This is a genomic window from Nocardia sputi (assembly GCF_023501985.1).
Map to the genome: position 1 here is coordinate 315,173 of NZ_JAMFLC010000003.1, position 25,053 is coordinate 340,225.

Here is a 25,053-nt window from a genome sequence, read left to right on the forward strand (position 1 = left end):
TGCCGTAGGACGTGATCCACGCCCTATGATTCGGAGCATCGCCTAAGCCGGATTGCCGACGTTTTGGATTTGTTTCACATCCAACGTCCTTGGCAGAAGGCCACTTTGGTTGGTTACATTTCCGCAAACATTGTGACTCAACTAGGTCGAACCGAAGCAAAACGGGCTCTGACCAGACTGTTCGATGGTACTTCGCCAGGCGTCCCGCTTGTCAGGCGAACGTTGCGCAACTTAATTCCGCACCTTTACTTTCGGGGCGGTGGAGGAAAGAACATACCGAAAGTTCGGTTAACGCTGGTTCGGCAGGGAACCCGCTATCGGCCGGCGACGGCTCGACCGCCGGTCCGGGCGCCCTCCCGCGCGGATGATCGCCGCCGAATAACGGCGGCCGGTACGGCAACAGCCGTCAGGATAACGAACAACCGCTCCGGCGCAGGTCCTATTCGCGTTGCGATAGTGGTGCCATCGCGCAACGGAAGCTCGGCGACCAGGGCTGCGGGCACGAACAACGCGGTTTCCTGCCGCACAGCGCCATCGGCGGCGATAATGGCGCTGACACCCGACGTGGCGGCGACGACCAGCGCTCGACCGTGCTCTACAGCACGGATGCGGGACATGGCCAGCTGCTGATAGGTCATCTCGCTGTCGCCGAAGGTGGCGTTGTTCGTTGGCACGGTGAGCAGCTGCGCGCCCGCGCGCATCGCGTCTTCGAACGACCGGTCGAAGGCCACTTCATAGCACGTTGCGACGCCTATGTCGATACCTGCCGCGTGCACAACTCCGTCACCATTTCCCGGCACGAAGTATCCCGCCCGATCGGCGTATTCGGAGAAAAGCCGGAAAAATCCGCGCATCGGCAGGTACTCGCCGAAGGGCTGGATGATCTTTTTGTCGTGCCGTTCGCCCGGCCCCCCCGCGCCGTTCCACACCATCACCGAGTTGGTCGTCGTCCGATCCGGGTTGATCAGCACGGCACCGACCAGGATGGGCGCGCCGATCCGCTCGGAGGCCGCGGTGATCAGGGCGTCGGCGTCGGCGTTGCGCAACGGGTCGATGTCCGAGGAGTTCTCCGGCCAGATCACCACATCGGGCCGAGGGGAGCGGCCCGCCGCTACCTCGGCGGCCAGTTCTTCGGTGCGCCGTACATGGTTGTCCAGCACAGCCCGCCGTTGCTCGTTGAAGTCCAGTCCGAGCCGCGGCACGCTGCCCTGGATCGCCGCGACCGTGACCGTTCGATCGCCCTCGTCCGGATCGGGCAGGGCAGAGGTGAGCAGGAGACCGGTGAGCGGCATGACGAGCAGGGTGAAAGCCGCAGCGGCGTACCCGAGTCGAGTCGCCGGGGCAGGTCCACTCGGAGTGTGCCGCCCGGGCCGCTCGATCCCGTCTCCGGCGGATCCGCTCCCCTTACCGGCGGTATTTCGCCACAGCAGCGAGACCAGCGCCGCCGTACCGGTTCCGGTGAGCGCCACCGCGAATCCGACCAGCGGGGCGCCGCCGACCGCTGCCAGCGACAGGAACCAGCCTTCGGCTTGGCCGAAGGCCAAACGGCCCCAGGGGAATCCGCCGAACGGGAAGCTGGATCTACCCCACTCGGCGGTGGTCCAGGCCAGCGCCACCCACAGCGGCCAGCCGGGCAGCGCGCCGATCAACCGGGCGAGCAGGCCGAACACGCCCACGTACAGCGCGCACACGGTGGACAGCGCCAGCCACGGCAACGGCCCGACGTAGATACCGGTCCACGGCAGCAGCGGGACGAAAAACGCCAGACCGCCCAGGAATCCGTACCCGAAGCCCGCCCGCAGACGTCCGTCGCCGCGTACGGTGAGGGTGAGCACCGCGATGCCCAGCGGTGCGAGAAACCACCACGGCCGGGGCGGGAAGCTGTCGAACAACAGCAGCCCGGCGAAGATCGCCGCCGCCGAGCGCGCCGCCACCGGATGCCGGGATACCGCCGCCCAGGCCGGTCGCATCGCTCCGAGCACTCGCTCTCGCACCATCACTCGGCCACTGTCCGGCATGGCGCCTGCGACCGCCAGTCGGCCGATGGGCACCGGACAGCCGATGGGCGCAATCCACCAGCGGTTCGCCACCCGGCGGAACCCGGCCACGGGCTCACTATGACGCTTCTCACACCGGGCGTCGAAAACGCCATGCCTCGCGTGCGCAGAACAGTCCCAGCGCACCGCACAACCCGGGTGGGCGCGACCGCGTCGGTGAGGTTACGGCCCAGACGACCACGAACCACCATGTACGAATCGGCAGGTGCGCACTCTGCGATCGCGGATGGCCGCGGAAGCGTCGACCACCGGGTGGGCGATGTCGGCTCCGGGCTCGGACTCCACCGGACGGACCGGCGTCTCTCAGGCGAGACAAGTGGCGTGTGCCTAGGCGGCACCGAGTGCCATCTCAGGCCTGGACGCCGTCGGCCGGAGCGGCCGCTGGGGGTTGCCATCGGAGCGTCGGCTCGCCGAGCGGCGCAGAGTGTGGTCGAAGCGGCCCGGTGGCGATCCGCTCCACCCGGCGCAGTCTGTGGCTGCCGGTTCAGTACGCGGCAGCACCCCGCGGCGGACACGACACGAGTCACACGTCGACGGCCGACTGCGTGGGAGCCGACCTGGGTGCACCCGTCGATCGACGACCGCGACCGGACCGTGAAGCCCTCTACGGCGGGGGTTCGGGTCAACTCCGTCCTGCGCCCCACCGGACGCCACTGCGCGCGGGCAGGCCACCGGACGGTGCGGTACCGGCCTTGCGAGGCTTGCGCCCACAACGGCGTGGCCGGACTTCCGACAGCGGCTTCCCACAGCGAGCCGGTCGAGTAGACGGAAGCGGACACTTCCGTCGCTCGCCCGCCCACGTCATACCGCTCTGCACTCTCGCTCCACGCCCAGCGCGGTGACTCGGCGGTCCAGGATCGCGCCTCGACGATGGCGCGGCGGGGCGTCCGCGCCGTGATCGTCGGCGAGTCCATCAGGAGATCCGCGACCCGCGCCCCTCCCGGCGACCCCCCGTCCAGCGGTTCCGCCCCGGGCGTGAACACTCCGAGCGGCCGGCCATCCCTACCGCAACTCCGGTGATCACGCACACGAACGCCGGTCATGGAGCCGTCGGCAACCATCGGCTCCGCGACCGCTCGCTCATTTCGCATAGATCGTCACTCCCCGATGCACGGTGCGCAGGCACGTGGGCAGCGGTGAATCCGATTCCAACGCGGGCAATCCCGGCACGCGCGAGCGCGGATCGGTGGACCAGCGCTGCACCGAGTCCGCGGCGGCGGCGACGACGAGTTCGTCGGCATCCCAGATCGCGTAGGACGCGGGAGCCCCGGGTACCAGGGTCCCCGCCACCCCGTCGCGCACCCCGCCCGCACGCCAGGCGCCCCGCGTGGCCGCGGCGAAGGCCGCGCGTGGGGACAGGCCGTGGCCGGGTGTGCGATGGTTGGCCGCGGCCCGCACCGCCGCCCACGGATCGAGCGCCGTGACCGGGGCGTCGGAGCCGATCGCCAGGGCGACGCCTGCCGAGGCCATGGCGGCGAACGGATTCAGCGTCGCGGCCCGATCGGCCCCCAGCCGCGCGGCGTACATGCCGTCCGGGCCGCCCCAGGCAGCGTCGAATCCCGGTTGCACGCTGGCGATCACACCCCAGCGCGCCAGCAGCTCGATGTGCTCGGCGTGGATCAGTTCGGCGTGTTCGACGCGGTGTCCGAGCGCCGCGACGGCAGGGCCGCCGAGTTCGGCGACCACCCGTCGGACACCGGCGACGACCGCGTCCATGGCGGCGTCACCGATCACGTGGAATCCCGCCTGGATACCGGCGACGGTGCAGGCGCGAACGTGGTCGGCGATCGCCTCGGCATCGAGATAGCTTCGGCCGCAGCCGGTCTCGTCGGCATAGGGCGCACGCAGCCGAGCGGTGTGCGAACCGAAGGAGCCGTCCACGAACAGGTCACCGCCGAGGGCGTGCACGCCGAGTTCCGCGATCAGGGCGCGGGCCTGCTCCGCGCTGCGCACCGCCTCCCCCCAATAGGCCCGCACCTGCACGCCGTGTTCGAATTCGAGCAGTTCGCGTACGTCGGTGCGCCCCGCGATCTCCGGGCCGGCGCATTCGTGGACCGCGACGACGCCGTGCGCGGCGGCATGGTCCAGCGCCGCGGCGCGCGCTCGATCCCGTTGCGCCCGAGACAGACTCGCGAGCGCGGCGGTGCGCACCAAGTGGTGGGCGGCGGCCCGCACGGGCTGGCCACGAGTGAATCCGTCGGTTGTCGCCAGCTCGGGCAGCGTGTCCAGCAGCGCCGAGGACGCCACCGCTGAGTGCGCGTCCACACGCGAGAGGTAGACCTGCCGCCCGGCGCCCGCCGCCGCGTCGATCTCCGCGACCGTGGGCGGCCGCCCGTCCGGCCAGGCTGTCTCGTCCCACCCGTCGCCCAGGACGGCGCCGTCCGGATGTGCCTCGGCATAGTCTCGCAGCAGCCGCAGGCAGTGCTCTAGCGACCGTGCGGCAGACAGGTCCAGTCCGGTCAGCTTCAAGCCCAGCGCGGTGAGGTGTACGTGCGGGTCGACGAACGCGGGGGCGACGAACGCACCGTCGAGGTCGACGATCTCCGCGTCCGGGTGCAGCACGCGGCCGGGCTGCTCGGCGCCCAGCCAGACGACGGTACCGTCGCTCACCGCCATCGCCGTGGCGTCGGGTGAACTGGCGCTGTAGAAACGACCGCCGATCAGCAACTGGGTACTCACGAGGCACCAGTCTGCCGTATGCCCGATCCGGCGGTTCCGGTCAGCCGTTCAGGACGGGGTGGCGCGCCAGATCCTCCGATTGCGCCAGCACCGCCATCACCTCCGCGTATTCCGGCGGCGCGCCACCGCTCCCCGCGGCCGCCGTGGGCAGGCAGCCCGCCTCCACCGCGATCAGCTCCAGCCGCAGCGCCGCGGCCGTGAATCCGGAAATCGACTGTCCCGCAGCAGCCGCCGCACGTTTCACCGCGGCGGCCAGCTCCTCGCTCACCGTCACGGTGAGTTGCTCGGTGGCCATCGCGCCACGATAGCCCTTCGCGGGACCACACGGAACCGGCTGCGGCGATTCGCCCTCAGGGCGAGGTGATCGCGCGGCGCGCGTTGCCCTGGCCATCGTCGTACCACTGCCCCACGACGACACCGTCGACCACTTCGCCGCCGTCGATGACCACGCCACGGTAGGGCGCGGCCGCGGCGAGCCCGCGGAAGCGGCGTGCGGCGAAGGCCGTGACCAGCGGACGCACCAGCAGCCGCGTCGGCGGCAGCAGCAGGAGCAGACCGAACAGAGAGGTGACCAGGCCGGGCACGAACATCAGCACCCCACCGGCGGCGACCAGGGCGCCGTCGGCCACGGCGGTCCCTGGCGCCACTTCCCCGCGGGCGGCCCGGCGGAACTGCTCGAACACCCGCCGCCCCTGCGAGCCGACCAGCAGCATGCCCGCGACCGACCCGGCGATCAGCACCAGGATGGCGGGCAGCACGCCGAGCAGCTGACCGACTGTGACCAGGGCGGCGACTTCGACGACGACGTACAGCACGAACAACAACGCGGGCATGGCGATCCTTTCGGACGATCTACCCGGTTCAACGTCTTACACCCGGATTTTTCTCCCCGATGCGCCTGATAGGTCGCTGAGATCGCCCGGCCTCAGCCGCCGGGCCGCACCAACCCGGTCTCATAAGCCAGCACGACCGCCTGAACCCGGTCCCGCAGACCGAGTTTCGTGAGCACCCGCCCCACATGCGTCTTGACCGTTGCCTCCGACAGGTACAACTGCTCGGCGATCTCGGCGTTGGAGCGTCCGGCCGCGATCTGCTCGAGCACTTCGCGCTCGCGGGCGGTGAGCACGTCGAGCACCCCGGGGTCGCGGGTACGCGCCGGATTCTCCGCGATGAGCCGGTCCAACAGGCGTTTGGTGACCTTCGGCGAGACCACGGCGTCACCGGCGGCGACGCTGCGGATGGCCGAGACGAGGTCCTCCGGCGGGGTGTCCTTCAGCAGGAACCCGCTCGCTCCCGCGCGCAGCGCGCCCAGTGCGTGCTCGTCCAGGTCGAAGGTCGTCATGACGAGCACTCTGCTGCCGTGCCCGGCCTCCACGATGCGGGTGGTGGCGACGACCCCGTCCACCACGGGCATCCGCACGTCCATCAGCACGACGTCGGGTCGCAGTTCCGCCGCTCTGGCGACCGCGGCGGCGCCGTTGGCGGCCTCACCGACCACCTCGATGTCAGGGTGTGCGCCGAGCACCATCTTCAATCCCATTCGCATGAGTTCCTGGTCATCGACGACGAGAACGGTGATCGGCACGTCCCCAATGTAACGTGGCCGCTTCCGCGCACCGGGCGAGCTGGGCGCGACCGGTTTCGTCCGGGTGACGCCCGAATCGCGGGGCCGAGCGAATCCGACTGTGGCGCAGCGTTCTACACCCTCGCGTACGAGCAGGGCCCGGCTCACTCCGGCGGACCGGGCCGCAAGGGGATGCTGGCGCGCACCCGCCAGGTCCCGTCGGCGTCGCGGCCTGCGTCGAGGCTGCCGCCCAGCACGGCGACCCGTTCGCGCATCCCGACCAAGCCGAGGCCGCTGCCCTCGATGCGCGTGCCCGAATCGTGCAGCGGCACACCGCCGGTATCCGTGACATCGATCAGCACGTCGGCCTCCGTGCGACGCACCCGCACCCACGCCTTGGGGTGCGGACCGGCATGCCGCAGGGTGTTGGTCAGCGATTCCTGCACGATGCGATGCACGCCGAGGCTGACCTCGGGCGCGATGTCGTCGAGTTCGCCGGTCAGCTCGAGTTCCACGGCCAAGCCGGTGCCGCGCATCATCTCCACGACCTTGGCGATGCCCGCGGTGCCGTGCTGGGGCAGCTGGTCGGGGGCGTGCTCGGTGCGCAGCAGGGCGACGGTTCTGCGCAGCTCGCGCAGCGCTTCGCGGCCGGTGCTCGCGATGGTGGCGAGCGCCTGTTCGGCCGCGTCGGGGTCGCGGCGCAGCGCGTACTTCGCGCCGTCGGCCTGCACGATGATGACGCTCACCGCGTGGGCCACCACATCGTGCAGTTCGCGCGCGATGCGGGTGCGTTCGCCCGCGACGGCGTCGTGCGCGCGCCGCTCCTTGTCGTAGTCGGCGACCGCGAGTCGCGCCGCCACCTCGGCGTCGTAGGCGTGCCGCGCGCCGATGAATTCCGCGAGCGTCCAGGACAGCGCGTAGAACATGGCGGTGAAGACGATGTCGGGCCCGGAGGGTTTCCCGATCGCCACGATCGCGAGCGCCAGATCCGCCGCCAGGCCGGCCCCGTACCAGAGTCCCTCCCGCCTGCCGACGTAGGCGACCAGCGTGTAGAGCATGATGCCGTGGGACAGCAGCGCTATGTGCTCGGCGTCGTCCTCGGTCAGGAACCCCACCAGCGACGTCGTCAGCGACAGGGCCAACGTGACCGCCGCCATGGCCCGGGGATACACCCGCCGCAGGGTGACCGGCAGCGGAAGCAGCACCCCGATCGCCAGGTAGGCGAGTTTGTTGTGCGCGTTTCCCACCCCGACGATCTCGAGCAGCAGGAGAACCGCCGCCAGCACCGAATCGGCGACGATGGGCTTGCCTCTGAGCCACAGACTGAAACGGCGCACGTGGTCAGCCTAGGTGCGCCCGGAAGCCGGACACACCGCACCGGCGGAGGGCTCCCCGCCGCGGCGTACGCCTCCCGACCGGGGTCTGGTTGTCTGACGGGGTGGAGATCGGAGACTGGGCGGTTTTGTTGACGGCGGCGACGGCCGCGGGGTGGGTGGACGCGGTGGTGGGCGGCGGCGGGCTGATCGTCCTGCCGACGCTGTTCGTGGTGGCTCCCGGGATCGCGCCGCAGACCGCGCTGGGGACGAACAAACTCGCCGCGGTCGCCGGGACGAGCGCCTCGGTGCTGACCTTCGCCCGCAAGGTGCCGATGCGCTGGCGGGTGCTGCTGCCCGCCGCGACGATCGCCGCGCTGACGGCGGCGCTGGGCGCGGCCGCGGTGTCGCTGATCGACCGCGAGCTGTTCGTTCCGATCGTGATGGTGGTGCTGGTCGGCGTCGCCGTATTCGTCACGCTGCGCCCCTCGATCGGGGTCACGCTGGCCACCCACCCGCCCACCCGGCGGAAGGTCGTCCTCACGGTGGCGCTGGCGGCGGGATTGATCGGCTTCTACGACGGCCTGCTCGGGCCAGGCACTGGAACGTTCCTGATCATCACCTTCGCGACCCTGCTCGGCACCGAGTTCGTTCGGGCCGCCGCCATGGCCAAAGTGATCAACTGCGGCTCGAACCTCGGCGCACTGCTGTTCTTCGGGGCGACCGGGCACATCCTATGGGCGCTCGGCACGGCGATGGCCGTCGCGAACGTGCTCGGAGCGGTGGTCGGCGCGCGCATGGCGCTGCGGAAGGGCGCCGAGTTCGTGCGCATCGTGCTGTTGGTGGTGGTGATCGGGATGGTGATCCGGTTGGGCTGGCAGCAGTTCGGCTGATCAGCCGACCGGCCCGGCGTGGTGGGTGGCGAGCCAGGGTTGCAGCACCCGCGAGGTCGTCTCGTGAATCTTGCGGTGCAGGCGCTCACCGTCCTCCACCCCGGTCACCGGTTGCTGGAACAACACCGTCAACGCACCCGACACCGCGCCGACGACGGCGCCGACCAACGCGGCCGCACCGACTTCGTCGAGTTCGGCGGGGAACGCCTTGTGCAACTGCCTGGCGATCTCCCGCTGGGTGACCAGCTGGGCGTGCGCGGCGCGGCCGCTGACCGCGGGCACGGTCCGTGACACCTGGGCCCGCAGCGCGCCGATCCGGGCATTGAGGTCGTCGACGAGGTGCTCACCGGGATTGTCACCGGCGGCGCGCAACGCGCGCAGCACGACCTCCACCGGACGTTCCCCCGGGCGCCTGCTCGCGATGGCCGCCACCGCGGCGCGCACGCGCTCGTCGGATTCCGGGAACAGCAGCTCTTCCTTGCTGGCGAAATAGTTGAAGAACGTGCGCGTGCCGACGTCCGCCGCCGCGGCGATGTCGGCCACCGTCGTCTCCTCGTAGCCTCTGGTCTCGAACAGCTCGGCTGCGGCTTCGAGGATGGCTCGGCGGGTACGTTCGCGTTTGCGGTCACGGAGCGGGGATGGCGGCACGCGGGCACAGTAAGGCATCCGGTGAGCAACACGCCGCAAGCCCGAATGTCGCGCGCGCCGTTCACGCTGCGCTACCGAGCATTCGGCGCGAGCGGGCAGCCGATGCGCTTCCCCACAGCGTGTGATCACCCCATCTCACGCTGTCGGCGGCACCGGCTAGGTTGGTGCGGGTGAGCATCGCGACTTCCAGAGACGTGGACGCCGAGTTCCTCGACCTGCCACTGGCCGCGCTCGCCGATGCCGCCTTGGCCGCGGCCACGGCGTCCGGCGCGGAGCACGCCGACCTGCGGGTGCACCGCCTGGTCACCCAGTCGATCCGGTTGCGCGACGGCCGGGTCGAGGCCGTCACCGACAGCATCGAACTCGGCTTCGCCGTGCGCGTGATCGTGGACGGTACCTGGGGTTTCGCTTCGCACGCCGCGCTGACCCCGGCCACCGCCGCCGAGGTGGCGCGCACCGCCGTCACCGTCGCGACCACGTTGCGGGCGCTCAACCGCGAACGCGTCGAGCTGGCCGAAGAGCCGCGCTACGCCGGCGCGCGCTGGGTCTCGGCCTACGAGCTCGACCCGTTCGCCGTGCCGACCGGCGAGAAGGTGGCACTGCTGCAGGACTATTCGGAGCGCCTGTCGCACGCCGACGGGGTGGATCACGTCACCGCGAGCGTGTTGCAGGTCAAGGAGCAGACCTTCTACGCCGACACCGCGGGTTCCTCGATCACCCAGCAGCGGGTGCGGCTGCACCCGAGCCTCGAGGCGATCACGGTGGACGCCTCGGCGGGTGTGTTCGAGACGATGCGCACGCTGGCCGCTCCGGTGGGCCGCGGGTGGGAGTACGTCACCGGCGCCGACGGAGTGTGGGACTGGGACGGTGAACTCGCGCGGATCCCGGAGTGGCTGGCCGAGAAGGTGAAAGCGCCCAGCGTGCAGGCCGGACCGACCGACCTCGTCATCGACCCGACCAACCTGTGGCTGACCATCCACGAATCCATCGGTCACGCCACCGAATACGACCGGGCCATCGGTTACGAATCCGCCTACGCGGGCACCTCTTTCGCCACGCCGGACAAGCTCGGCACGCTGCGCTACGGCACCCCGATCATGCACGTGACCGGCGACCGCACCGAAGCCCACGGGCTGGCCAGTGTCGGCTACGACGACGAGGGCGTCGCCGGGCAGCGGTGGGATCTGGTCCGCGACGGCCTCCTGGTCGGCTACCAACTGGATCGGGTGTTCGCGCCGCGCTTGGGCCTGGATCGTTCCAACGGCTGCTCGTACGCGGACTCGGCGCATCACGTGCCGATCCAGCGGATGGCCAACGTCTCACTGCAACCCGACCCGGATCGGGACACCAGCACCGAGGAGCTGATCTCGCGGGTGGACGATGGCATCTACATCGTCGGCGACAAGTCGTGGTCGATCGACATGCAGCGCTACAACTTCCAGTTCACCGGCCAGCGGTTCTTCCGCATCCGCGACGGCAAACTGGACGGCCAGTTGCGCGACGTCGCATACCAGGCCACCACCACCGATTTCTGGGGAGCGATGGAGGCGGTCGGCGGACGCTCGACCTGGCAGCTCGGCGGCGCGTTCAACTGCGGAAAAGCCCAGCCCGGCCAGGTCGCCGCGGTCAGCCACGGCTGCCCGTCGATCCTGGTACGCGGCGTCAACGTGCTCAACACCCGGACGGAGGCGGGCCGGTGACCGACGATCTGTTTCCCGCGAGCGCGACCGTGGAGCGGGCGCTGGCGCTCTCGCGCGCCGACGAGACGATGGTGATCGTCCGCGACGAGCACGAGGCATCGCTGCGCTGGGCCGGGAACTCGATGACCACCAACGGGTCGTCGGTCTCGCGCAACTGGGCGGTGATCGCGGTGTTCCGCGACGGGCCCACCCGCGCCCGCGTCGGCACGATCGCCTCGACCAGCGTGGACCCCGGCGACATCGAGGCGGTGGTGCGCGCCGCCGAGGAGGCCGCGCGCGGCGCCGAGCCCGCCCGGGACGCGATGCCGCTGCTCGAACCGGACGCCGTCGACGACGACTGGGCCGCTCCCGCGGGAAGCACCGGCATCGAGGTGTTCACCGGTCTGGCCGACGGTTTGGCCGCCGGGTTCGACAGCGCCGACCGCCTCTACGGCTTCGCCCACCACCAGATGCACACCACATGGCTGGGCACCTCGACCGGCATCCGCCGCCGTTTTGTGCAGCCCACCGGTTCGGTGGAGATCAACGGCAAACGCGGCGACGGCGCGGATCTGGCCAGCGCGTGGGTCGGTGTGGGCACCGCGGACTTCACCGATGTCGACGTCTCCGGCCTGCTCGCCGACCTGTCCCGGCGCCTGGACTGGGCCAAACGCAAGATCGAGCTGCCCGCGGGCCGGTATGAGACCTTGCTGCCGCCCTCGACCGTCGCCGACCTGATGATCTACCTGGCGTGGTCGATGGAAGGGCGCGGCGCGCAGGAAGGGCACACGGCGTTCGCGCGGGCGGGCGGGACCCGGGTCGGCGAGCGTCTCAGCACTGTTCCGCTCACGCTCTACTCGGATCCGTACGCACCCGGTCTGGAATACCGTCCGTTCGTGGCGGCGACCGCGTCGTCGGAATCGATGTCGGTCTTCGACAACGGCCTGCCCGCCGAGCGGGTCGACTGGCTGCGCGACGGCGTGATCTCCGCGCTGATCTATCCGCGCGCCACCGCCGCCGAGTTCGATGCGCCTGCCACGGTGCCCGGAGAGAACCTGCTGCTCACCGGAGGTTCGGACGCCACGCTCGAGGATATGATCGCCCGCACCGAGCGGGGCCTGCTGCTGACCACCCTCTGGTACATCCGCGAGGTCGATCCGGCGACGCTGCTGCTCACCGGTCTCACCCGGGACGGGGTGTATCTGGTGGAGAACGGCGAGGTCACCGCCGCGGTGAACAACTTCCGGTTCAACGAGAGCCCACTGGATCTGCTCCGGCGCGTGAGCGAGGCGGGCGCGACCGAACACACGCTGCCGCGCGAGTGGAAGGACTGGTTCACTCGCACGGCCATGCCGCCCATGCGCGTTCCCGACTTCCACATGTCGTCGGTCAGCCAGGCCACCTGACCCGGGGGATCAGGCGGCCGGACTGATCTCGATGCCGATGGTCCCGGCCTTGCCGCGCCGCAGATTGCTGCCGAGGATGATCAGCGGACCGGTGAGCCAGTATTTGCGCCGCAGCAGCTTGCGCACCCGTTCGGTGCCCTCGGCGTCGAGGATCCGCCCGGTCCCTTCGACCACATCTCCGTGCGGCTTACCGGTCGCGCTGCACGGTTGCACGGTGACCGCCGGATTGCGGCGCAGGCGCTTGACCTTCCAGCTGTCGGTCACGGTCCAGACGTACAGTTTGCCGTTCTCGGACACCGCCCACACCGCGGTGCCGACGGGGGTTCCGTCCTTTCGGAAGGTGGTCAGCAGCACGTAATCGGCCTTGGCGACGGCGTCCAGCGAATTCGTCATGCGGGCAGCGTATCCCCCGGCCAGGCGACTCGCCGATGTCCTACTCCGGCATCCGGTACTCCCCCGCCTCCAGGCGCGCCACCACGCCGTCGGTCCACTTCGACAGGGTGCCGAACACGCCGCTCCACAACTCCAGCAGATCGGTCGCGTGCGGCGCGTCGTATCGCCCCGGGAATTCCGGGATCATCGCCACCAGGCCGGCGCGTACCTCCTCGCTGCGGCGGCGCTGTTCACGCAACTTCGCGATGACGTGCGCCCTGGGCAACGCGTCCATGAAGGCGATGCCCGCGCCCAACTCCTCCATGTCGATGCTCACCAGCGCCTCGTCCATGAGCCGGCGGAACTCGGCCTCGCCCGCCTCGGTGAGCTCGAACAGCGTGCGCCCCGGGCCCTGGTCGCTGTTCTCGGTGCCGAACGCGCTCAGCTTCCCCTCACGCGTGAGCTGCTTCAGGGCGTGATAGATCGAACCGGGCTTGACGTTCGTCCAGGTTTCGGCGCGCCAGGACAACAGTTCTCGACGCACGGCGTAGCCGTGCACAGGCTGACGCAAGCGCATCACCCCCAGCACCAGTAAGCGCACCACCGACACGGAGACCTCCTTTTCCACTCCCGGTCGCATGGTACTCAAGTTTGACTTCCGCCCCAGATCGACCCTAAGCTCGACTACTCAAAGTTGACTACTGTAGGTGATCGAGAGGTTCCATGACCGACACGGCGGTACCGCAGCTCTGGACCAGCGATCTGGTCGGCACGCTGGATTTCTACAAGACACTCGGCTACACCGTGACTTACGAACAGACCCGGCCCTACATCTACGGCGCCGTGGAGGATCGCGGTTGCGCTCTGCACTTCGTGTCCGTTCCCGACAGCGGCGACGTGCCCGCCGAACGCGCCGGCTGCCTGGTCATGGTCGACGACGTCGCGACCAGGCATCAGCTCTTCACCAAGGTGCTGCGCGCGCGATACGGCAAGGTACCCGCAAAGGGCCTTCCGCGGATCACCCGCTTCCGGCCCGGGCAGAGCCGGTTCACCGTGGTCGACCCGGCAGGCAATCAAGTGATCTTCATCCAGCGCGACGAACCCATGAAAGTCGAGTACGGCGGATCGAAAGCGCTGGAGGGACTGGCGAAGGTGCTGGACAACGCCCGCATCCTGCGCGATTTCAAGAACGACGACAAGGCCGCGTTCCGCGTACTCGAGGTCGGCCTCGGCCGGTTCCGAGCCGAGGCGCCGCGGCTGGACGTGGCCAGGGCGCTCGCGGCGCTGGCCGAAGTGTCGGTCGCGATCGAAGACCCCGGCCGCGCCGAGCAGTTCCGCGCCGAGCTGCGCGCGATGGAGATGTCCCCGGACGAACGCGCCGCCGTCGCCGACGAGCTGCGCGCTCCCGACGACCTGGCCGCGTGGCTGTCCGGCGGGTAGTCACGGCGGTCAGGCCGCGGTCAACACCTCCGGCCCGTCCGGCGTGATCGCGACGGTGTGTTCGGAGTGGGCGGTGCGTGACCCGTCCGCCGACCGGATGGTCCAGCCGTCGGGGTCGGTGACGATCCGATCGGTCGTTCGCGCGAACCAGGGCTCGATCGCGATGGTCAGCCCGGGCCGCAACCGGTAGCCACGCCCGGGGCGGCCATCGTTGGGCACGTGGGGATCCTCGTGCATGGTGCGCCCGAGGCCGTGACCGCCGAACTCGATGTTCACCGGATAGCCGTGCTCGCGGGCCACCGCGGCGATGGCGGCGGAGATGTCGCCGATGCGATTGCCCGGCATCGCGACCGCGATCGCGGCGGCCAGCGCCTCCTCGGTTGCTCGCACCAGCCGCAGGTCCTCCTCCGCGCCCCCGCCGACGACGACCGTGGCCGCCGAATCCGCGACCCAGCCATCGATCCCGACCGCGAGGTCCATGCTCAGCACGTCGCCGTCTCGCAGCGCGTAGTCGAACGGAAGCCCGTGCAGCACGGCGTCGTTCACCGACAGGCAGACCGTGTTTCGGAAAGGCCCACGCCCGAACGAGGGCGCGTAGTCCCAGTAGCAGGACTGCGCGCCACGCTCGCGGATGCGCTCGCGAACGTGGGCTTCCAGGTCGAGCAGGTTCACTCCCACCTGGGCGCGCTCACGCAATTCGGTGAGCACGTCCGCGACGAAGCGCCCCGCCACTCGCATCCGCGCGATCTCCGCGGGACTCTTCAACTCGACCATCGATCCTCCAGAACATCGGTATTAAAATACCACCATAGCTCCGTCGGTATTTTAATACCAATCGAGTCGCTTGCGGTATATAAATACCGTCCGTAGCCTGAGCGCATGGTCCGCCTCCCGTTGACTGCCGCGCAGATCGAAGCAGGCCGCCGCCTCGGTGCCGCCCTGCGTGCCGCACGCGCCGACCGCGAACTCGGCGAAGTCGCACGCGCGGCCGGGATATCACCGGAAACGCTACGCAAGATCGAGACCGGTCGGTTGCCTTCTCCCGCGTTCGGCACCGTGGTGGCGTTGGGTCAGGCGCTCTCGGTCCCCCTCGACGACCTCGCCGGCATCTGGCGCTCCGCGGGTCTGGCCGAGTCGGCCTAGGGAAGGGGCTCGGGGCGGCGCGCTCGTGCGGCCGCCCGGCGCTCGGCCGCTAGCCGCGATGATCGCGGAAGAACGCGCGTACGTCCGCCACGAACAGTGCGGGTTGCTCCGCCGCGGCGAAGTGCCCTCCCTCGGCGAATTCGGTGAAATGCTCGATGTGACCTTCCGGGTTCATCACGCGACGCATCAGCGGATGCGTGTTGAACACGGCCCATCCCTGCGGCACCCCGGACGGCGCGACCCAGTTCCGGCCGGAATGGGCGGACTCCCACAGGAATTGCGCCGCCGACGCGCCGCTGCGGGTGAACCAGTAGATGCTGATATTGGTCAGCAGCAGGTCGCGATCCACCGCTTCGCCTTCCGGACGCGCCGGGTCGGTCCACATTTGGAACTTCTCCGCGATCCAGCCGAGTTGCGCGACCGGCGAATCGGTCAGCGCGGCCGCGAGCGCGTTCGGCTGGGTGCTCTGCAGCATCAGGTAACCCTTGTGCTGATCCCATTCCTCGCGTGCGGCCGCGATCTCGGCGCGTTCGTCGTCGGTGAGCCCGTCCGGCATCGGCAGCTGCTCGCCCACCAGGCCGAGCATGCCCCGGTCGCTGTTCACATGCGTTGCGATCACCCGCTCCGGATGGGTAGCGGCCAGTCGCCCGGTGATGCCCGCGCCGATGTCGCCACCCTGCGCCACGAATTTCTCGTAGCCGAGCCTGCTCATCAACTCCGCGAACGCCTCGGTGGTGCGCGCCAGCTCCCATCCCGTCGAGGCCAGCGGCGTGGAGAACCCGAACCCGGGCAGCGACGGGATCACCACATGGAACGCGTCCGCCGGATCGCCGCCGTGCGACCGCGGATCGGTCAGCGGACCGATCAGGTCCACGAACTCCACCACCGAGCCCGGATAGCCGTGCGTGATCAGCAAGGGAATCGCGTCCGGTTCGGGCGAACGGACATGGAAGAAGTGGACGATCTGCCCGTCGATCTCGGTCGTGAACTGGTCGTAGGCGTTCAGCCGCGCTTCCTGCGCCCGCCAGTCGAACTCCTCACGCCAGTATTCAGCCAGTTCCCGCAGGTATCGCGGCGCTATCCCGCGCCCCCAATCCCCCTCGGTACCCGGGACGACGTGCGGAAAGCGCGTCCGCGCGAGCCGCACCCGCAACTCGTCGATCTCGGCTTGGGGAATGTCGATGCGAAAGGGGCGGATCTGCTTCGTGTTCGTCATACAGAACACTCTCCGCACTATTGCGGAAGATTCGCTTCCGCAATTCTCCGAGATTCCGAGCGCGATTCCGAGCGCGATTCCGGCGCGAACGGTCCACGTAGGTGGGCAGGGCGTGGCGAAGCGCCGAGAATGGGTGCCATGACGGCGTCGCATACCGAGGGGGCCGGGTCGGCGGCGGATGGCGATCGCCGCGCATCCGGCCTGGTCTGGTACGCGGCGTACGGCTCGAATATGTGCCCGAACAGGCTGCGTACCTATCTTCGTGGCGGCAGGCCGGAAGGCGGAGCCCTTACCTTGCCCGGCTGCCGCGACCCGTCCGACCCGGTCCGCTCGATACCCCTCCTGCTGCCGGGCGTGCTGTATTTCGCCACCGAATCGCTGACCTGGACCGGCGGCCGCGCTTTCTACGACCCGGGCTGTCCTGGCGAGGTCGCCGTGCACGCCCACCTGCTCACCGCCGCGCAGTTCTCCGACATCGTGGCCCAAGAGATGTATCGGGCACCGGGTGCGGAGGTGAAGTTGACCGAGGTGATCGACAGGGGCACAACCAGTCTCGGCTCCGGCCGGTACGAAACGTTGGTTTGCGCCGGCACCCACGCGGGGCACCCCGTGCTCACCTTCACCGCGCCCTGGCGCTATCGCGACGTGCGAGGCAATCCACCCGCCGCCGCCTACCTGCGGTACCTGGCGGCGGGTCTGCGCGTCGCGCACGGCTGGTCCATCCGGGCGACCGCGGGCTATCTCGCCACTCGTCCCGGCGCCGACCGGCGATGGACCCCCGAGGCAGTCCGCGCGCTGCTCGGCGCAGGCGAGGGGCGGCGTCGGGCCTACGAGGAGATCGTGGCGGTCCCGGACCACGCGCCGACCGGCGGTTCGCCCTCGGAGTCCCGGTAGCTGCGTGCGACCAGCGCGGCGCGTAGGTACCACACGCCGGATGCCTGTGCGGGGTCGAATCCGGTGAGCTGACCGATGCGCTTGAGCCGGTAGTCCACCGTGTTGGTGTGGATGTGCAGCGAGCGCGCGGTGCGCTGGCGGTTCAAGTTGGTACTGATATGACGTCTGAGCGTTTCGAGCAGTTCGGGGTGCTCGTCGAGCGGATCGAGCAGGGTCCGAAGCGTTTCCAGCCCGGGCCCCGGCCGGGTGAGCTGGTATTCCAGCGCCAGGTCGTCGAAGCGGAACAGCCCGCGTGTCCAGCGCAGCCGCTGCACCATGTCGAGCAACTCGTGGGCGCGGTCGGCGGCGGTCGGCACCTCGACCGGCGTCGCGGCGATCACCGTGGCGGCGATCGGTACCTGAGCCGCGCGGCCGAGGCTCTCCACCAGTTCGTCGAGCGCCTTGTCCTCGGGTTGCGCGGACGGCAGCAGGACGGTGCCGCCGTCGACGCTCAGCAGCGACAGCACCGTGTCACCGCAACGGGTCGCGAGTTCGGATTGCACTCGGCGCAGCTTTCGCCGCGCCACCACCGCCGCGTCGAGTTGCGGGTTGCCCTCCTCCGGATGAGGCGGAATCGCGAGCGCGAGAACCGAATACGAGTCGGCGATCTGGATACCGCATTCGCGGGCCATGGTGAACGTGGGATGTCCGCCGAGCAGGGCCGAGGCGAGTGTGTGGGCGGCCGTGTGATGCTCGCCGACCACAGCACGCAACTCGGTCACATACGCGCGCGAGACGGTCGAGGTGATGGTGTCCAGGATCTCCAGCAGGCGGCGGCTGATGTCCTTGAGACTGTCGAAGTCGGCGGCGGTCGCGTTCGCGACGATCAGGTCGAAGCCGAGCTTGAATCCCTCGTGCACGGCGTGGTGGATGGTGTCGATCGGGATGCCCTCACGCGCCCAGCCCGCCGCGGCGTTGCGCAGCAGGAGGGTCTTCTCGGGGATGTCGCTGCCGTCGAGCATGCTGACGGCCAGTTCCAGACACAGACGGGTGATGTTGGTGATGTCTCCGTTGAGCGCCTCCCCGGGTAGCGTCCGGCAGTGCGCGACGGTCTCGATGAAGTGGCCGACCATTTTGCGCGACAGATTCCGCACGTCTCGCAGTGAAGAACTGGCCGGGCGGCCCGACAGGGTCAGATCCGGACCTGCCGAATCGGTGATGGACATGTGACTCCTTCCCTCCCCGATCGCGGAAAGTACTCAACGGTAACTTGACCGGATCGACGTTCCGAGGGCCGAGCCCCCGGTTGGGGACACCACCCGAATCGGACGGCCCGCCCCTGTGAAGCCTCACAAGTCGTATTCGCGCGGTCGAAAACTTTCGATCCCCGTCGTAACGTCGGTGGCGGCAGGGTCGTCGGGCGGAGGGAGGGCCATGAACATCGGCCCGCACGAAGAAGATCGGGACATTGCCGAGGTGTCCGCGAGATTCGATCGTGGCACCCACCGCGGCGGTCCCGACGCGCTGATCAGAATGGGTCTGGAATTGGCCCTCGTCCTGGTGGACGCGGCCGAGGCCGCGGGCAGCCTCGCACTGGGCCGGTTCGAGCACGCGGCGAGCCGGTGCGCCCAGGCGGGCGTTCCGATCGAAGCGGTGCACGCCGTCCTGCGCGACAGCGTGGACGCACGCCTCGCGGTCCCCGCGACCGATTCTTCCGAGCGCCGCACACCGCGAGACCGGGTCGAGCCGGGCGTGCTCAGCGATTTCCTGGAAGCGTTGAACTCGGTCGTGGCGCGCAGCTACGCCAACTGATCGGACGGGAGAGCGCGCCGCTCACAGCGCGGCGACCAGAGCGGCGTTTTCCAGCGCGCATCCGTGACCGATGGTGATCCCGGAGCCACCGTGACCGTAGTTGTGGACTACGGGCGTGCCGGGCAGTACGGCGTGGTCGAGTTCCACGCGGACTTCGCGGCGGCCGGGGCGCAATCCGACCACGGTTTCCAGCACTTCACTGTCGGCGAGAGCGGGTACCAGGTCGCGGCAGCGTGTCGGCGAGCGTATCCAGCCCGGCGCGCCACGCGGCGTTTTCGCAGCATCGCCCGTGGGAGGCGCGTGCGGTGCGGCTGTCGGCGTCAGTCGTCGTCGTCGAGCGACGTGACGCCGGTGGTCACGGCCACCAGCGGCCACTGCGGCCCGGCACAGCCGGCGGTGACGGTGCTGCCCGGCGCGAAGCCGCCCCGGCTCTCACCGGTGCGGGCCATGTCCACCCGCATACCCGCCTGCTCGCCCGAGCCGACCAGCACGCAGTTCCAATCCTCGGCAGGCGGCTGGCTACTCACCGCGATAGCGCCCTCTTCCTGGGTGTCCGCCGACAACGTCGGTCCAGCAGCGGCCTGCCCGGCGCAGGCGGCGGCCACCGCCACGGCGGAACTCCCGGTCACGGCGAGACGTAGCGCGATGCGGAACATCCGACAACTCCTTCTCTTCCGGCCCCCTTGTGGTGCGCGTTGCCTCCTTTCGGCTGTTCAAACGGCCGTGAGCCGGGCAGCAACCAGTCGGCGATCCCCGCGCGATCACCTGACTAGGCCGCGCGGACTTGGGTATCGCACCCGCATGGACGATGGGCGCCTGACCGTCGGTGTGGAAGAAGAGTTCCTGCTCGTCGACCCCCGTACCGGCGCACCGCTGGCGCGCAATGTCGAAGTGGCGCGCACGGCCGAGGAGATCGGCATCGACCTGCAGCTCGAGCTGACCCGCTGCCAGGTGGAGGCCAGCACCGCCGTGCACACCGACATCGGCGCACTGCACCGGCAGCTTCGCGAATTGCGCCGCGGGATCGCCGCCTGCGCCGATCGCAACGACGCTCGCCTGCTCGCGGTCGGTATCCCACCGACCGTCCCGCACGATTTCCCGGTCACCGATACCCCGCGCTACCAGCGCATCGCCGAGAACTTCGGCATGCTCGCCCACGAACAGGGGCTGTCGGGATGCCACGTGCACGTCGGCATCCCGGACACCGAAACCGCGATCCAAGTCAGCAACTACCTGCGGCCGTGGCTGCCGCAACTGCTCGCCATGACCGCCAATTCGGCGATCTACCGAGGCACCGAGACCGGGTTCGCCAGCTGGCGCAGCATCTTGTGGCGACGCTGGCCCAGCGCCGGACCCCCGCCGTACTTCGAGTCCGCACGGCACTACGAGGCGATGGTGGCGATGATGCTCAACAGCGGCAGCATCCTGGACAAGCAGATGGTCTATTGGGACGTCCGTCCGTCGGTCTCGTTCCCCACCGTGGAGGTGCGGGTGAGCGACATCCCGGCAATGGTCGAGGAAACCGCGCTCTTGGCGGCAATGGTGCGCGCCATCGTCGCAACGGCGCGGAGATCTCTGGCCGCCGGCCACGTCGCGCCGCCGGTGCCCGCCGAAGTGCTGCGAGCCGCGTACTGGAAAGCGGCGCGTTCCGGACTTTCCGGTGAGGGTGTCGACCCCCACGACAGCAACGTGGCGCCCGTTCGCACCTTGCTGCTGCGGCTGATCGAGCACATCTCGCCCGCGCTGGAGGACGCTGGTGACCGCCAGTTCGTCGACGAGGCCTTCGCTCGCCTGCTCGCCCGCGGGAACGGCGCACAACGGCAGGTGCGGGCGCTGCGGGCGCGCGGCGAGGTCGATGATGTCGTCGAAGAGGTGGCGGGCGCGACCCTCGAAGGGTGCGACTAGCGCAGCGCTCCGACGCATCGGTCAGCTGAGCGCGACGGTGCCTAATCGCGGGGAGGTCGGCTCGGCCGATCCCGTCGCCGGTTCGATCGTGACGGCGAGAGCCTCCGCCGGATCGAATCCGGTCGCCACACCCAGCGGCGGCACCGTGGTCAGCACTCCCACCGAGCGCGCGGCACCGGCGGCGGACACCAGCCAGAGTTGGTAGGCCCGTCCGGGGGGCGGCTCGGGTACCGCGTCGAAGGTGATCGCGACGGCTCCGAGCTGATCGGAAGTGCTGATGGTCAGCCTGCCGCCGCTCGGCAGGGGGATCTCCCGGGACCGCGCGTTCGGTTGCCCGAGGATCTGGTCGGCCGTGACCGACGCGGCATGCGATCGGGCGATCCGCTCGGCCACCACCACGCTGCCCGTCCCCACTCCGATGACCACCGCGGCGGCCACCGCCAGGCGGAGCACGCGGCGGCGACGGAAGACCTCGCGGAGGTCACGGCGACCGCACCGCGCGGCCGGAGCCGAGTCGTCGATCGCCCGGAGGATCTTCGACTCGAGGGTGGGGGGCGGGTTCACCGCCTCGGCGCCGCTCAGCGCCGCCAGCGTCTCCCGGATCCCGCGCACCGCGACCGCGAATGCCGCCGCGGTGCCGAAATCGGCTCCGGCGAGGCGGTTTTCGATGTGCCTGCGCTCTATCTCGGCCACCGCGTCCATCGCGTAGGGGTACACCAGGTCGGTCAGCTCCGCGCGGCACGGCTCGGTGTCGGTCATGGCCGGTCGCCTTGTGACGGACCGACCGGATGTCCTGCACCGATCGCCCGCACCCCACCCGCCGATCGCGCGCTCGCCGCTACCTCGGGACTCGAACGGACCGCGGATCGCGCCGGCGAACGACCGCGCGTGGGTGGATCCGCGCCGCGGCCTCGGCGCACCTGCCCTGTGCCAACCCGCATGCCTTGGACTTCGCTGCGCTGCGCCTGGCGGATTGGATTCTCGCCATTTTCGACACCGGCACAGGTACGCTGCTCGTCCGCCGACTCGTCCCGATCGTCTCGGCACAAACGTCGCCCAGCGGTCACGCTCAGCGCGTCGGCCGACGACCAGAGCGCACTCGACGCCCGATGGCGGAGGCATACCGCCCCGGGCTCCGACGCAGAGGAGAATCCCTATGTTCACCGTGCTCCGCGACGAGCGCGGAATCCCGCTCGAGCTCGTCACCGTGGCGATCGGCTGGGACCCCGCCGCGCACCGGCGCTTCTTCGGCCGGCGCGAGGAGATCGATCTCAACGTCGCGGCTCTGCTCTTCGCCACGGGCCGGCTGGTCGACGTCGTGTACCACGAACAACTCAACTCCACGGACGGGTCGGTCCGGCTGCACGGCGACAGCATCACCGGTGAGGGGTCGGGCGACGACGAGATCATCAGCGTCGACTTGTCCCGGCTCGCCACGGAAGTCACGACAGTGCTGTTCCTCGTCACCTGCTACACCGGCCAGAGTTTCGAGCGGATCGCGAACGCCTACTGCCGGGTGATCGACACCGCCGCGGGCACCCAGCTGGCCCGCTACGACCTCACCGGCGGCGGCGCGCACACCGGCCTGGTGCTCGGTCGAGTGCGTCGCACCGACGGCGGCTGGCAGTTCGAGGGGATCGGCAGAGGAGTGCGGGCCCGGCATCCGGTCGAAGCGATCGGGCAGATCGGCGACTACATCGATCCGTCCTGAAGCGATTTCGTCTGCGGCCCAACCGCTTCGGAACGCGGCGTGATCTCCGATCGCACGGGTGACCCACCTCCGTACGTCCCGAGCCCGCGGGGCGCGATCCCCGCGGAGGCGTCCGATTGGAATGCGGCCGCGCGGGTAGTCGCCCTGCAGGAGGTGCGACATGCCGAAGGAGGTCTCATGACCGGAACGACACCGACCCGCCCGCCAGCGAATTCACGGTCGGTCGCCGAGTTGGTGGAGGACGCCACCGCACAGCTGTCCCGGCTCATCCGCGACGAACTCCAGCTCGCCCGCGTGGAGATGCGGCAGAAGGGCAAACAGTTCGGGCGCGGAGCGGGCCTGGCGGGGGTCGCCGCGCTGCTGGCGTTCTACGGCGGGGCGGCGTTGGTCGCCGCGGCGGTGCTCGGGCTCACCGAACTGCTGCCGGGGTGGGCTTCGGCGTTGATCGTCGCGGGCGCGCTGCTCGTGGTCGCGGCGATCCTCGGATTATCCGGAAAGAAGAGCGTGGAGACCGCCACCCCGCCGATACCCCAGGAAGCGGTCGAGGGCGTGCGCGAGGACATCGAAGTGATCAAGGACAGGAGGCGAGGATGAGCGACAGCCGATCGCAGGCCGGCAGGCCCGCCGACGACGTCGCGGCGCTGCGGCGCGACCGCGATCAGGCCAGAGAAGACCTCGGCAGGACGGTCGAGGAACTCGGCCACAAACTCGACGTGCCCGCCCGCGGCAAGGAAAAGGCGCACGACGCCGTCGAGGCGACCCAGCACGCGGCGTCGGAGGCGGCGCTCGCCGTCACGGAGAAGGCTCAGCAGGCCCGGACGGCCGCCGCGGGCCTCGCCCACCGTGCGGTGGAGGCGACACCGGAGCCGGTGGCCGTACGCGGCAAGCAGGCCGGTGCAGCGTTGCGCGCGCATCCGATCCCGGCCGCCCTCGGCGCCGCGGTGATCGCGGCACTGGTGTGGCAGATCGCACGGAGGCGGCGATGAAGACGCTCTACAAGCCACTCGGCATGGTGATCAGCGTGCTCGGTGGCCTCGCGGCGAACGCGGTGTTCACCAGGGTATGGAGTCGGATCAGCGGCGAACAGCAAGCACCGACATCCACCGCGCGGGATTACTCGTGGCGCGAAGTGCTCTTCGCCGCTGCCCTGCAAGGCGCCATCTTCGGGCTGGTCATGGCTGCGATCGATCGCGCCGGCGCGACGGGCTACGAATCACTCACCGGCACTTGGCCCGAATAGGGACGATGATGCGATAACCGCGCCTCGCCGGCTGGAATCCACTGCCGCCGCCGTGATTCGGCACTCTCGGAGTAGCCGGATCCCGGCGGCGGTCGTGCGTTGTCCGGCCGTCGATCCTGCGTATGGATACTCCCTCACTCCTGAGATGGTGGCCGAGCTGCGGTCATGACACGAGAGCCGTTCTCGGGTGTGGCGATCGGTATTCGCTGCAGTCCCAAGCGTTTCCCGCAGCCCGCCCGGTTCGACCGGTACGAATCGCGGAGCGCAGGGACTCACCGCCCCCGGTTCCGGACGCGATCGACCCATCGCTGCCGCCCGTTGTGTGACTTGTCACCGGGTCGAGAACCGGCTCGCAACCTCGGTCTCCCCTCCTGTGCCCGGTTCGTGTTCACGGTGACGCATTCGCAGGCATGCCGCATCTTTGCCACAGCGACGAGTACTCGGGCGTCCACTTCACAACCGGCGTCCGTCCCCCTCTGGAACGGTGACACGCCCCCTTCCGATGCGGGATGAGGCGCACAGCGTGATTGCCGCGCGGCAGGATGGGGTAAGTTGACCGCGGAATGCTCGCTCTCTGCGCCGCGCCTGTGCGCAAGAGACGCGAACCGGAGCGGGAGGTCGACGTGGCGCACTGCCGAGGACGCGTCGCCGGCACGGGAGGTGGATTGTGAGTTCCGATAGCGCGCCCCGAGCGCTGGAGGTCGAGGTGCGGTCGTCGGAGGACACGGCGATCGTGACCGTGCACGGCGAGATAGACATGGCGTCCGCGCCACGCTTGCAATCGGCGCTCGACGAGGCGCTGCGCGACACACCGGCCGCGGTTGTGGTGGACATGTCGAACGTCGGGTTCCTCGGCTCCGCGGGGCTGAGCGTCCTGCTGGCGGCTTCGGAGGCCACCGGCTCGCGCGGCTTGCGCGTGGTCCCCAGTGACGCGGCGCGCAGGCCGATCGAGGTGACCGCGCTGGACCGCTTGCTCACCGTGTTCGACTCGGTCGAGGACGCGCTCGCGGTGGACGAGACCCAGTCACCGAGCTGAGCCTCGGCACCGCATCGGTGCAGTACAGAGCCCGCCACGGTTTCGACCTCCGGTCGCCGGGTATGT

28 protein-coding genes are annotated in these 25,053 nt (G+C 69.7%); 13 read left to right on the top strand and 15 right to left on the bottom strand.

The genetic code is table 11. The annotated features are described in order from the left end of the window. Positions 1-314: 314 nt before the first annotated feature. The 6 genes from lnt to M8859_RS06235 all read right to left on the bottom strand — a co-directional run bounded on the left by lnt (position 315) and on the right by M8859_RS06235 (position 7,637). On the bottom strand, positions 315-1,997 hold the full coding sequence (gene lnt / locus M8859_RS06210) for an apolipoprotein N-acyltransferase (protein ID WP_372492873.1): 1,683 nt from the start codon (positions 1,995-1,997) through the stop codon (positions 315-317). A gap of 1,140 nt (positions 1,998-3,137) precedes the next feature. After that, positions 3,138-4,736, bottom strand: a complete 1,599-nt coding sequence (locus M8859_RS06215) for an amidohydrolase (RefSeq protein ID WP_159925315.1) — start codon at positions 4,734-4,736, stop codon at positions 3,138-3,140. A 40-nt stretch (positions 4,737-4,776) separates the two neighbouring features. Further along, positions 4,777-5,031 (bottom strand): hypothetical protein, encoded by a 255-nt coding sequence (locus tag M8859_RS06220; protein ID WP_249643970.1) that lies wholly within the window; start codon positions 5,029-5,031, stop codon positions 4,777-4,779. A 55-nt stretch (positions 5,032-5,086) separates the two neighbouring features. Continuing rightward, the gene (locus tag M8859_RS06225) at positions 5,087-5,569 is read right to left on the bottom strand and encodes an FxsA family protein (protein WP_195139373.1); all 483 of its coding nucleotides are present in this window, start codon (positions 5,567-5,569) and stop codon (positions 5,087-5,089) included. A 92-nt stretch (positions 5,570-5,661) separates the two neighbouring features. Further along, entirely contained in the window at positions 5,662-6,321 is a 660-nt protein-coding gene (locus M8859_RS06230; protein WP_159925321.1) for a response regulator, read from the bottom strand. A gap of 143 nt (positions 6,322-6,464) precedes the next feature. Next, positions 6,465-7,637, bottom strand: coding sequence for a sensor histidine kinase (locus tag M8859_RS06235; protein WP_249643971.1), 1,173 nt, complete (start codon positions 7,635-7,637; stop codon positions 6,465-6,467). 101 nt (positions 7,638-7,738) lie between these two features. Between M8859_RS06235 and M8859_RS06240 the strand changes: the two genes are divergently transcribed. Beyond that, complete coding sequence (locus M8859_RS06240; protein WP_159925325.1) at positions 7,739-8,506, top strand: TSUP family transporter; 768 nt, start codon at positions 7,739-7,741, stop codon at positions 8,504-8,506. Here M8859_RS06240 and M8859_RS06245 read toward each other — a convergent pair whose 3' ends face one another. Beyond that, a complete protein-coding gene (locus M8859_RS06245; RefSeq protein WP_249643972.1) occupies positions 8,507-9,154 on the bottom strand; it encodes a TetR/AcrR family transcriptional regulator in 648 nt (215 codons plus the stop codon). It abuts the gene before it with no gap. Between the two features lie 170 nt (positions 9,155-9,324). Here M8859_RS06245 and M8859_RS06250 point away from each other — a divergent pair, with 170 nt between their 5' ends. Both M8859_RS06250 and M8859_RS06255 read left to right on the top strand, forming a co-directional pair. Continuing rightward, complete coding sequence (locus M8859_RS06250) at positions 9,325-10,854, top strand: TldD/PmbA family protein (protein ID WP_370523797.1); 1,530 nt, start codon at positions 9,325-9,327, stop codon at positions 10,852-10,854. Between the two features lie 68 nt (positions 10,855-10,922). After that, positions 10,923-12,239 (top strand): metallopeptidase TldD-related protein, encoded by a 1,317-nt coding sequence (locus M8859_RS06255; protein WP_195071216.1) that lies wholly within the window; start codon positions 10,923-10,925, stop codon positions 12,237-12,239. A gap of 9 nt (positions 12,240-12,248) precedes the next feature. Here M8859_RS06255 and M8859_RS06260 read toward each other — a convergent pair whose 3' ends face one another. Together M8859_RS06260 and M8859_RS06265 are read right to left on the bottom strand one after the other, a co-directional pair. Continuing rightward, the gene (locus tag M8859_RS06260; RefSeq protein WP_159925327.1) at positions 12,249-12,632 is read right to left on the bottom strand and encodes a PPOX class F420-dependent oxidoreductase; all 384 of its coding nucleotides are present in this window, start codon (positions 12,630-12,632) and stop codon (positions 12,249-12,251) included. Positions 12,633-12,672: 40 nt separating this feature from the next. Then, positions 12,673-13,221 (bottom strand): PadR family transcriptional regulator, encoded by a 549-nt coding sequence (locus M8859_RS06265; RefSeq protein ID WP_195071180.1) that lies wholly within the window; start codon positions 13,219-13,221, stop codon positions 12,673-12,675. A gap of 113 nt (positions 13,222-13,334) precedes the next feature. Between M8859_RS06265 and M8859_RS06270 the strand changes: the two genes are divergently transcribed. Next, positions 13,335-14,051: a DUF8817 family protein gene (locus tag M8859_RS06270; protein WP_195071181.1), complete on the top strand. Its 717-nt coding sequence runs from the start codon at positions 13,335-13,337 to the stop codon at positions 14,049-14,051. A 9-nt stretch (positions 14,052-14,060) separates the two neighbouring features. On the opposite strand, the gene map is transcribed toward M8859_RS06270, so the two are convergent. Continuing rightward, positions 14,061-14,825: a type I methionyl aminopeptidase gene (gene map, locus M8859_RS06275; protein WP_159925333.1), complete on the bottom strand. Its 765-nt coding sequence runs from the start codon at positions 14,823-14,825 to the stop codon at positions 14,061-14,063. Between the two features lie 105 nt (positions 14,826-14,930). Here map and M8859_RS06280 point away from each other — a divergent pair, with 105 nt between their 5' ends. Continuing rightward, positions 14,931-15,194 carry a helix-turn-helix domain-containing protein gene (locus M8859_RS06280; protein WP_195071182.1) on the top strand — a complete coding sequence of 88 codons (264 nt, stop codon included), beginning with the start codon at positions 14,931-14,933 and terminating at the stop codon, positions 15,192-15,194. Positions 15,195-15,243: 49 nt separating this feature from the next. Here M8859_RS06280 and M8859_RS06285 read toward each other — a convergent pair whose 3' ends face one another. Then, a complete protein-coding gene (locus M8859_RS06285) occupies positions 15,244-16,410 on the bottom strand; it encodes an epoxide hydrolase family protein (protein WP_159925337.1) in 1,167 nt (388 codons plus the stop codon). A gap of 138 nt (positions 16,411-16,548) precedes the next feature. Here M8859_RS06285 and M8859_RS06290 point away from each other — a divergent pair, with 138 nt between their 5' ends. Next, on the top strand, positions 16,549-17,304 hold the full coding sequence (locus M8859_RS06290) for a histone deacetylase (RefSeq protein WP_236565486.1): 756 nt from the start codon (positions 16,549-16,551) through the stop codon (positions 17,302-17,304). Here M8859_RS06290 and M8859_RS06295 read toward each other — a convergent pair. Continuing rightward, on the bottom strand, positions 17,238-18,509 hold the full coding sequence (locus M8859_RS06295; RefSeq protein ID WP_159925339.1) for a PucR family transcriptional regulator: 1,272 nt from the start codon (positions 18,507-18,509) through the stop codon (positions 17,238-17,240). The genes M8859_RS06290 and M8859_RS06295 overlap by 67 nt on opposite strands. 208 nt (positions 18,510-18,717) lie before the next feature. On the opposite strand from M8859_RS06295, the gene M8859_RS06300 reads away from it, so the two are divergent. After that, positions 18,718-19,095 carry a hypothetical protein gene (locus tag M8859_RS06300; RefSeq protein WP_195071184.1) on the top strand — a complete coding sequence of 126 codons (378 nt, stop codon included), beginning with the start codon at positions 18,718-18,720 and terminating at the stop codon, positions 19,093-19,095. A 21-nt stretch (positions 19,096-19,116) separates the two neighbouring features. Here the strand turns inward: M8859_RS06300 and M8859_RS06305 are convergent, their stop codons facing one another. Both M8859_RS06305 and M8859_RS06310 read right to left on the bottom strand, forming a co-directional pair. Continuing rightward, complete coding sequence (locus M8859_RS06305) at positions 19,117-19,290, bottom strand: hypothetical protein (protein WP_249643973.1); 174 nt, start codon at positions 19,288-19,290, stop codon at positions 19,117-19,119. A 125-nt stretch (positions 19,291-19,415) separates the two neighbouring features. Continuing rightward, positions 19,416-19,751: a hypothetical protein gene (locus M8859_RS06310; RefSeq protein ID WP_249643974.1), complete on the bottom strand. Its 336-nt coding sequence runs from the start codon at positions 19,749-19,751 to the stop codon at positions 19,416-19,418. A 145-nt stretch (positions 19,752-19,896) separates the two neighbouring features. On the opposite strand from M8859_RS06310, the gene M8859_RS06315 reads away from it, so the two are divergent. Continuing rightward, positions 19,897-21,000 (top strand): glutamate--cysteine ligase 2, encoded by a 1,104-nt coding sequence (locus tag M8859_RS06315; RefSeq protein WP_159925345.1) that lies wholly within the window; start codon positions 19,897-19,899, stop codon positions 20,998-21,000. Between the two features lie 21 nt (positions 21,001-21,021). Here M8859_RS06315 and M8859_RS06320 read toward each other — a convergent pair whose 3' ends face one another. Beyond that, complete coding sequence (locus M8859_RS06320) at positions 21,022-21,759, bottom strand: anti-sigma factor (protein WP_249643975.1); 738 nt, start codon at positions 21,757-21,759, stop codon at positions 21,022-21,024. Between the two features lie 397 nt (positions 21,760-22,156). Here M8859_RS06320 and M8859_RS06325 point away from each other — a divergent pair, with 397 nt between their 5' ends. From M8859_RS06325 to M8859_RS06345, 5 genes are all read left to right on the top strand, one after another. Then, a complete protein-coding gene (locus tag M8859_RS06325) occupies positions 22,157-22,711 on the top strand; it encodes a TerD family protein (protein ID WP_159925349.1) in 555 nt (184 codons plus the stop codon). A 177-nt stretch (positions 22,712-22,888) separates the two neighbouring features. Continuing rightward, positions 22,889-23,305 (top strand): phage holin family protein, encoded by a 417-nt coding sequence (locus tag M8859_RS06330; protein ID WP_159925351.1) that lies wholly within the window; start codon positions 22,889-22,891, stop codon positions 23,303-23,305. After that, a complete protein-coding gene (locus M8859_RS06335; RefSeq protein WP_195071189.1) occupies positions 23,302-23,697 on the top strand; it encodes a DUF3618 domain-containing protein in 396 nt (131 codons plus the stop codon). The genes M8859_RS06330 and M8859_RS06335 overlap by 4 nt, the downstream gene beginning before the upstream one ends. Further along, positions 23,694-23,951 carry a DUF4235 domain-containing protein gene (locus M8859_RS06340; protein WP_249643976.1) on the top strand — a complete coding sequence of 86 codons (258 nt, stop codon included), beginning with the start codon at positions 23,694-23,696 and terminating at the stop codon, positions 23,949-23,951. The genes M8859_RS06335 and M8859_RS06340 overlap by 4 nt, the downstream gene beginning before the upstream one ends. 667 nt (positions 23,952-24,618) lie before the next feature. Further along, a complete protein-coding gene (locus M8859_RS06345; RefSeq protein ID WP_159925357.1) occupies positions 24,619-24,987 on the top strand; it encodes an STAS domain-containing protein in 369 nt (122 codons plus the stop codon). The last annotated feature ends 66 nt before the right edge of the window (positions 24,988-25,053 follow it).

What these genes read in the sequence shown, in the direction of transcription:
- lnt (WP_372492873.1), bottom strand. Translation starts at nt 1,997, where the DNA reads ATGGTGCGAGAGCGAGTGCTCGGAGCGATGCGACCGGCCTGGGCGGCG.
- M8859_RS06220 (WP_249643970.1), bottom strand. Translation starts at nt 5,031, where the DNA reads ATGGCCACCGAGCAACTCACCGTGACGGTGAGCGAGGAGCTGGCCGCC.
- M8859_RS06225 (WP_195139373.1), bottom strand. Translation starts at nt 5,569, where the DNA reads ATGCCCGCGTTGTTGTTCGTGCTGTACGTCGTCGTCGAAGTCGCCGCC.
- M8859_RS06255 (WP_195071216.1), top strand. Translation starts at nt 10,923, where the DNA reads ATGGTGATCGTCCGCGACGAGCACGAGGCATCGCTGCGCTGGGCCGGG.
- M8859_RS06260 (WP_159925327.1), bottom strand. Translation starts at nt 12,632, where the DNA reads ATGACGAATTCGCTGGACGCCGTCGCCAAGGCCGATTACGTGCTGCTG.
- M8859_RS06270 (WP_195071181.1), top strand. Translation starts at nt 13,335, where the DNA reads ATGACCGACACGGCGGTACCGCAGCTCTGGACCAGCGATCTGGTCGGC.
- map (WP_159925333.1), bottom strand. Translation starts at nt 14,825, where the DNA reads ATGGTCGAGTTGAAGAGTCCCGCGGAGATCGCGCGGATGCGAGTGGCG.
- M8859_RS06280 (WP_195071182.1), top strand. Translation starts at nt 14,931, where the DNA reads ATGGTCCGCCTCCCGTTGACTGCCGCGCAGATCGAAGCAGGCCGCCGC.
- M8859_RS06285 (WP_159925337.1), bottom strand. Translation starts at nt 16,410, where the DNA reads ATGACGAACACGAAGCAGATCCGCCCCTTTCGCATCGACATTCCCCAA.
- M8859_RS06290 (WP_236565486.1), top strand. Translation starts at nt 16,549, where the DNA reads ATGACGGCGTCGCATACCGAGGGGGCCGGGTCGGCGGCGGATGGCGAT.
- M8859_RS06295 (WP_159925339.1), bottom strand. Translation starts at nt 18,509, where the DNA reads ATGTCCATCACCGATTCGGCAGGTCCGGATCTGACCCTGTCGGGCCGC.
- M8859_RS06300 (WP_195071184.1), top strand. Translation starts at nt 18,718, where the DNA reads ATGAACATCGGCCCGCACGAAGAAGATCGGGACATTGCCGAGGTGTCC.
- M8859_RS06310 (WP_249643974.1), bottom strand. Translation starts at nt 19,751, where the DNA reads ATGTTCCGCATCGCGCTACGTCTCGCCGTGACCGGGAGTTCCGCCGTG.
- M8859_RS06315 (WP_159925345.1), top strand. Translation starts at nt 19,897, where the DNA reads ATGGACGATGGGCGCCTGACCGTCGGTGTGGAAGAAGAGTTCCTGCTC.
- M8859_RS06320 (WP_249643975.1), bottom strand. Translation starts at nt 21,759, where the DNA reads ATGACCGACACCGAGCCGTGCCGCGCGGAGCTGACCGACCTGGTGTAC.
- M8859_RS06325 (WP_159925349.1), top strand. Translation starts at nt 22,157, where the DNA reads ATGTTCACCGTGCTCCGCGACGAGCGCGGAATCCCGCTCGAGCTCGTC.
- M8859_RS06330 (WP_159925351.1), top strand. Translation starts at nt 22,889, where the DNA reads ATGACCGGAACGACACCGACCCGCCCGCCAGCGAATTCACGGTCGGTC.
- M8859_RS06335 (WP_195071189.1), top strand. Translation starts at nt 23,302, where the DNA reads ATGAGCGACAGCCGATCGCAGGCCGGCAGGCCCGCCGACGACGTCGCG.
- M8859_RS06340 (WP_249643976.1), top strand. Translation starts at nt 23,694, where the DNA reads ATGAAGACGCTCTACAAGCCACTCGGCATGGTGATCAGCGTGCTCGGT.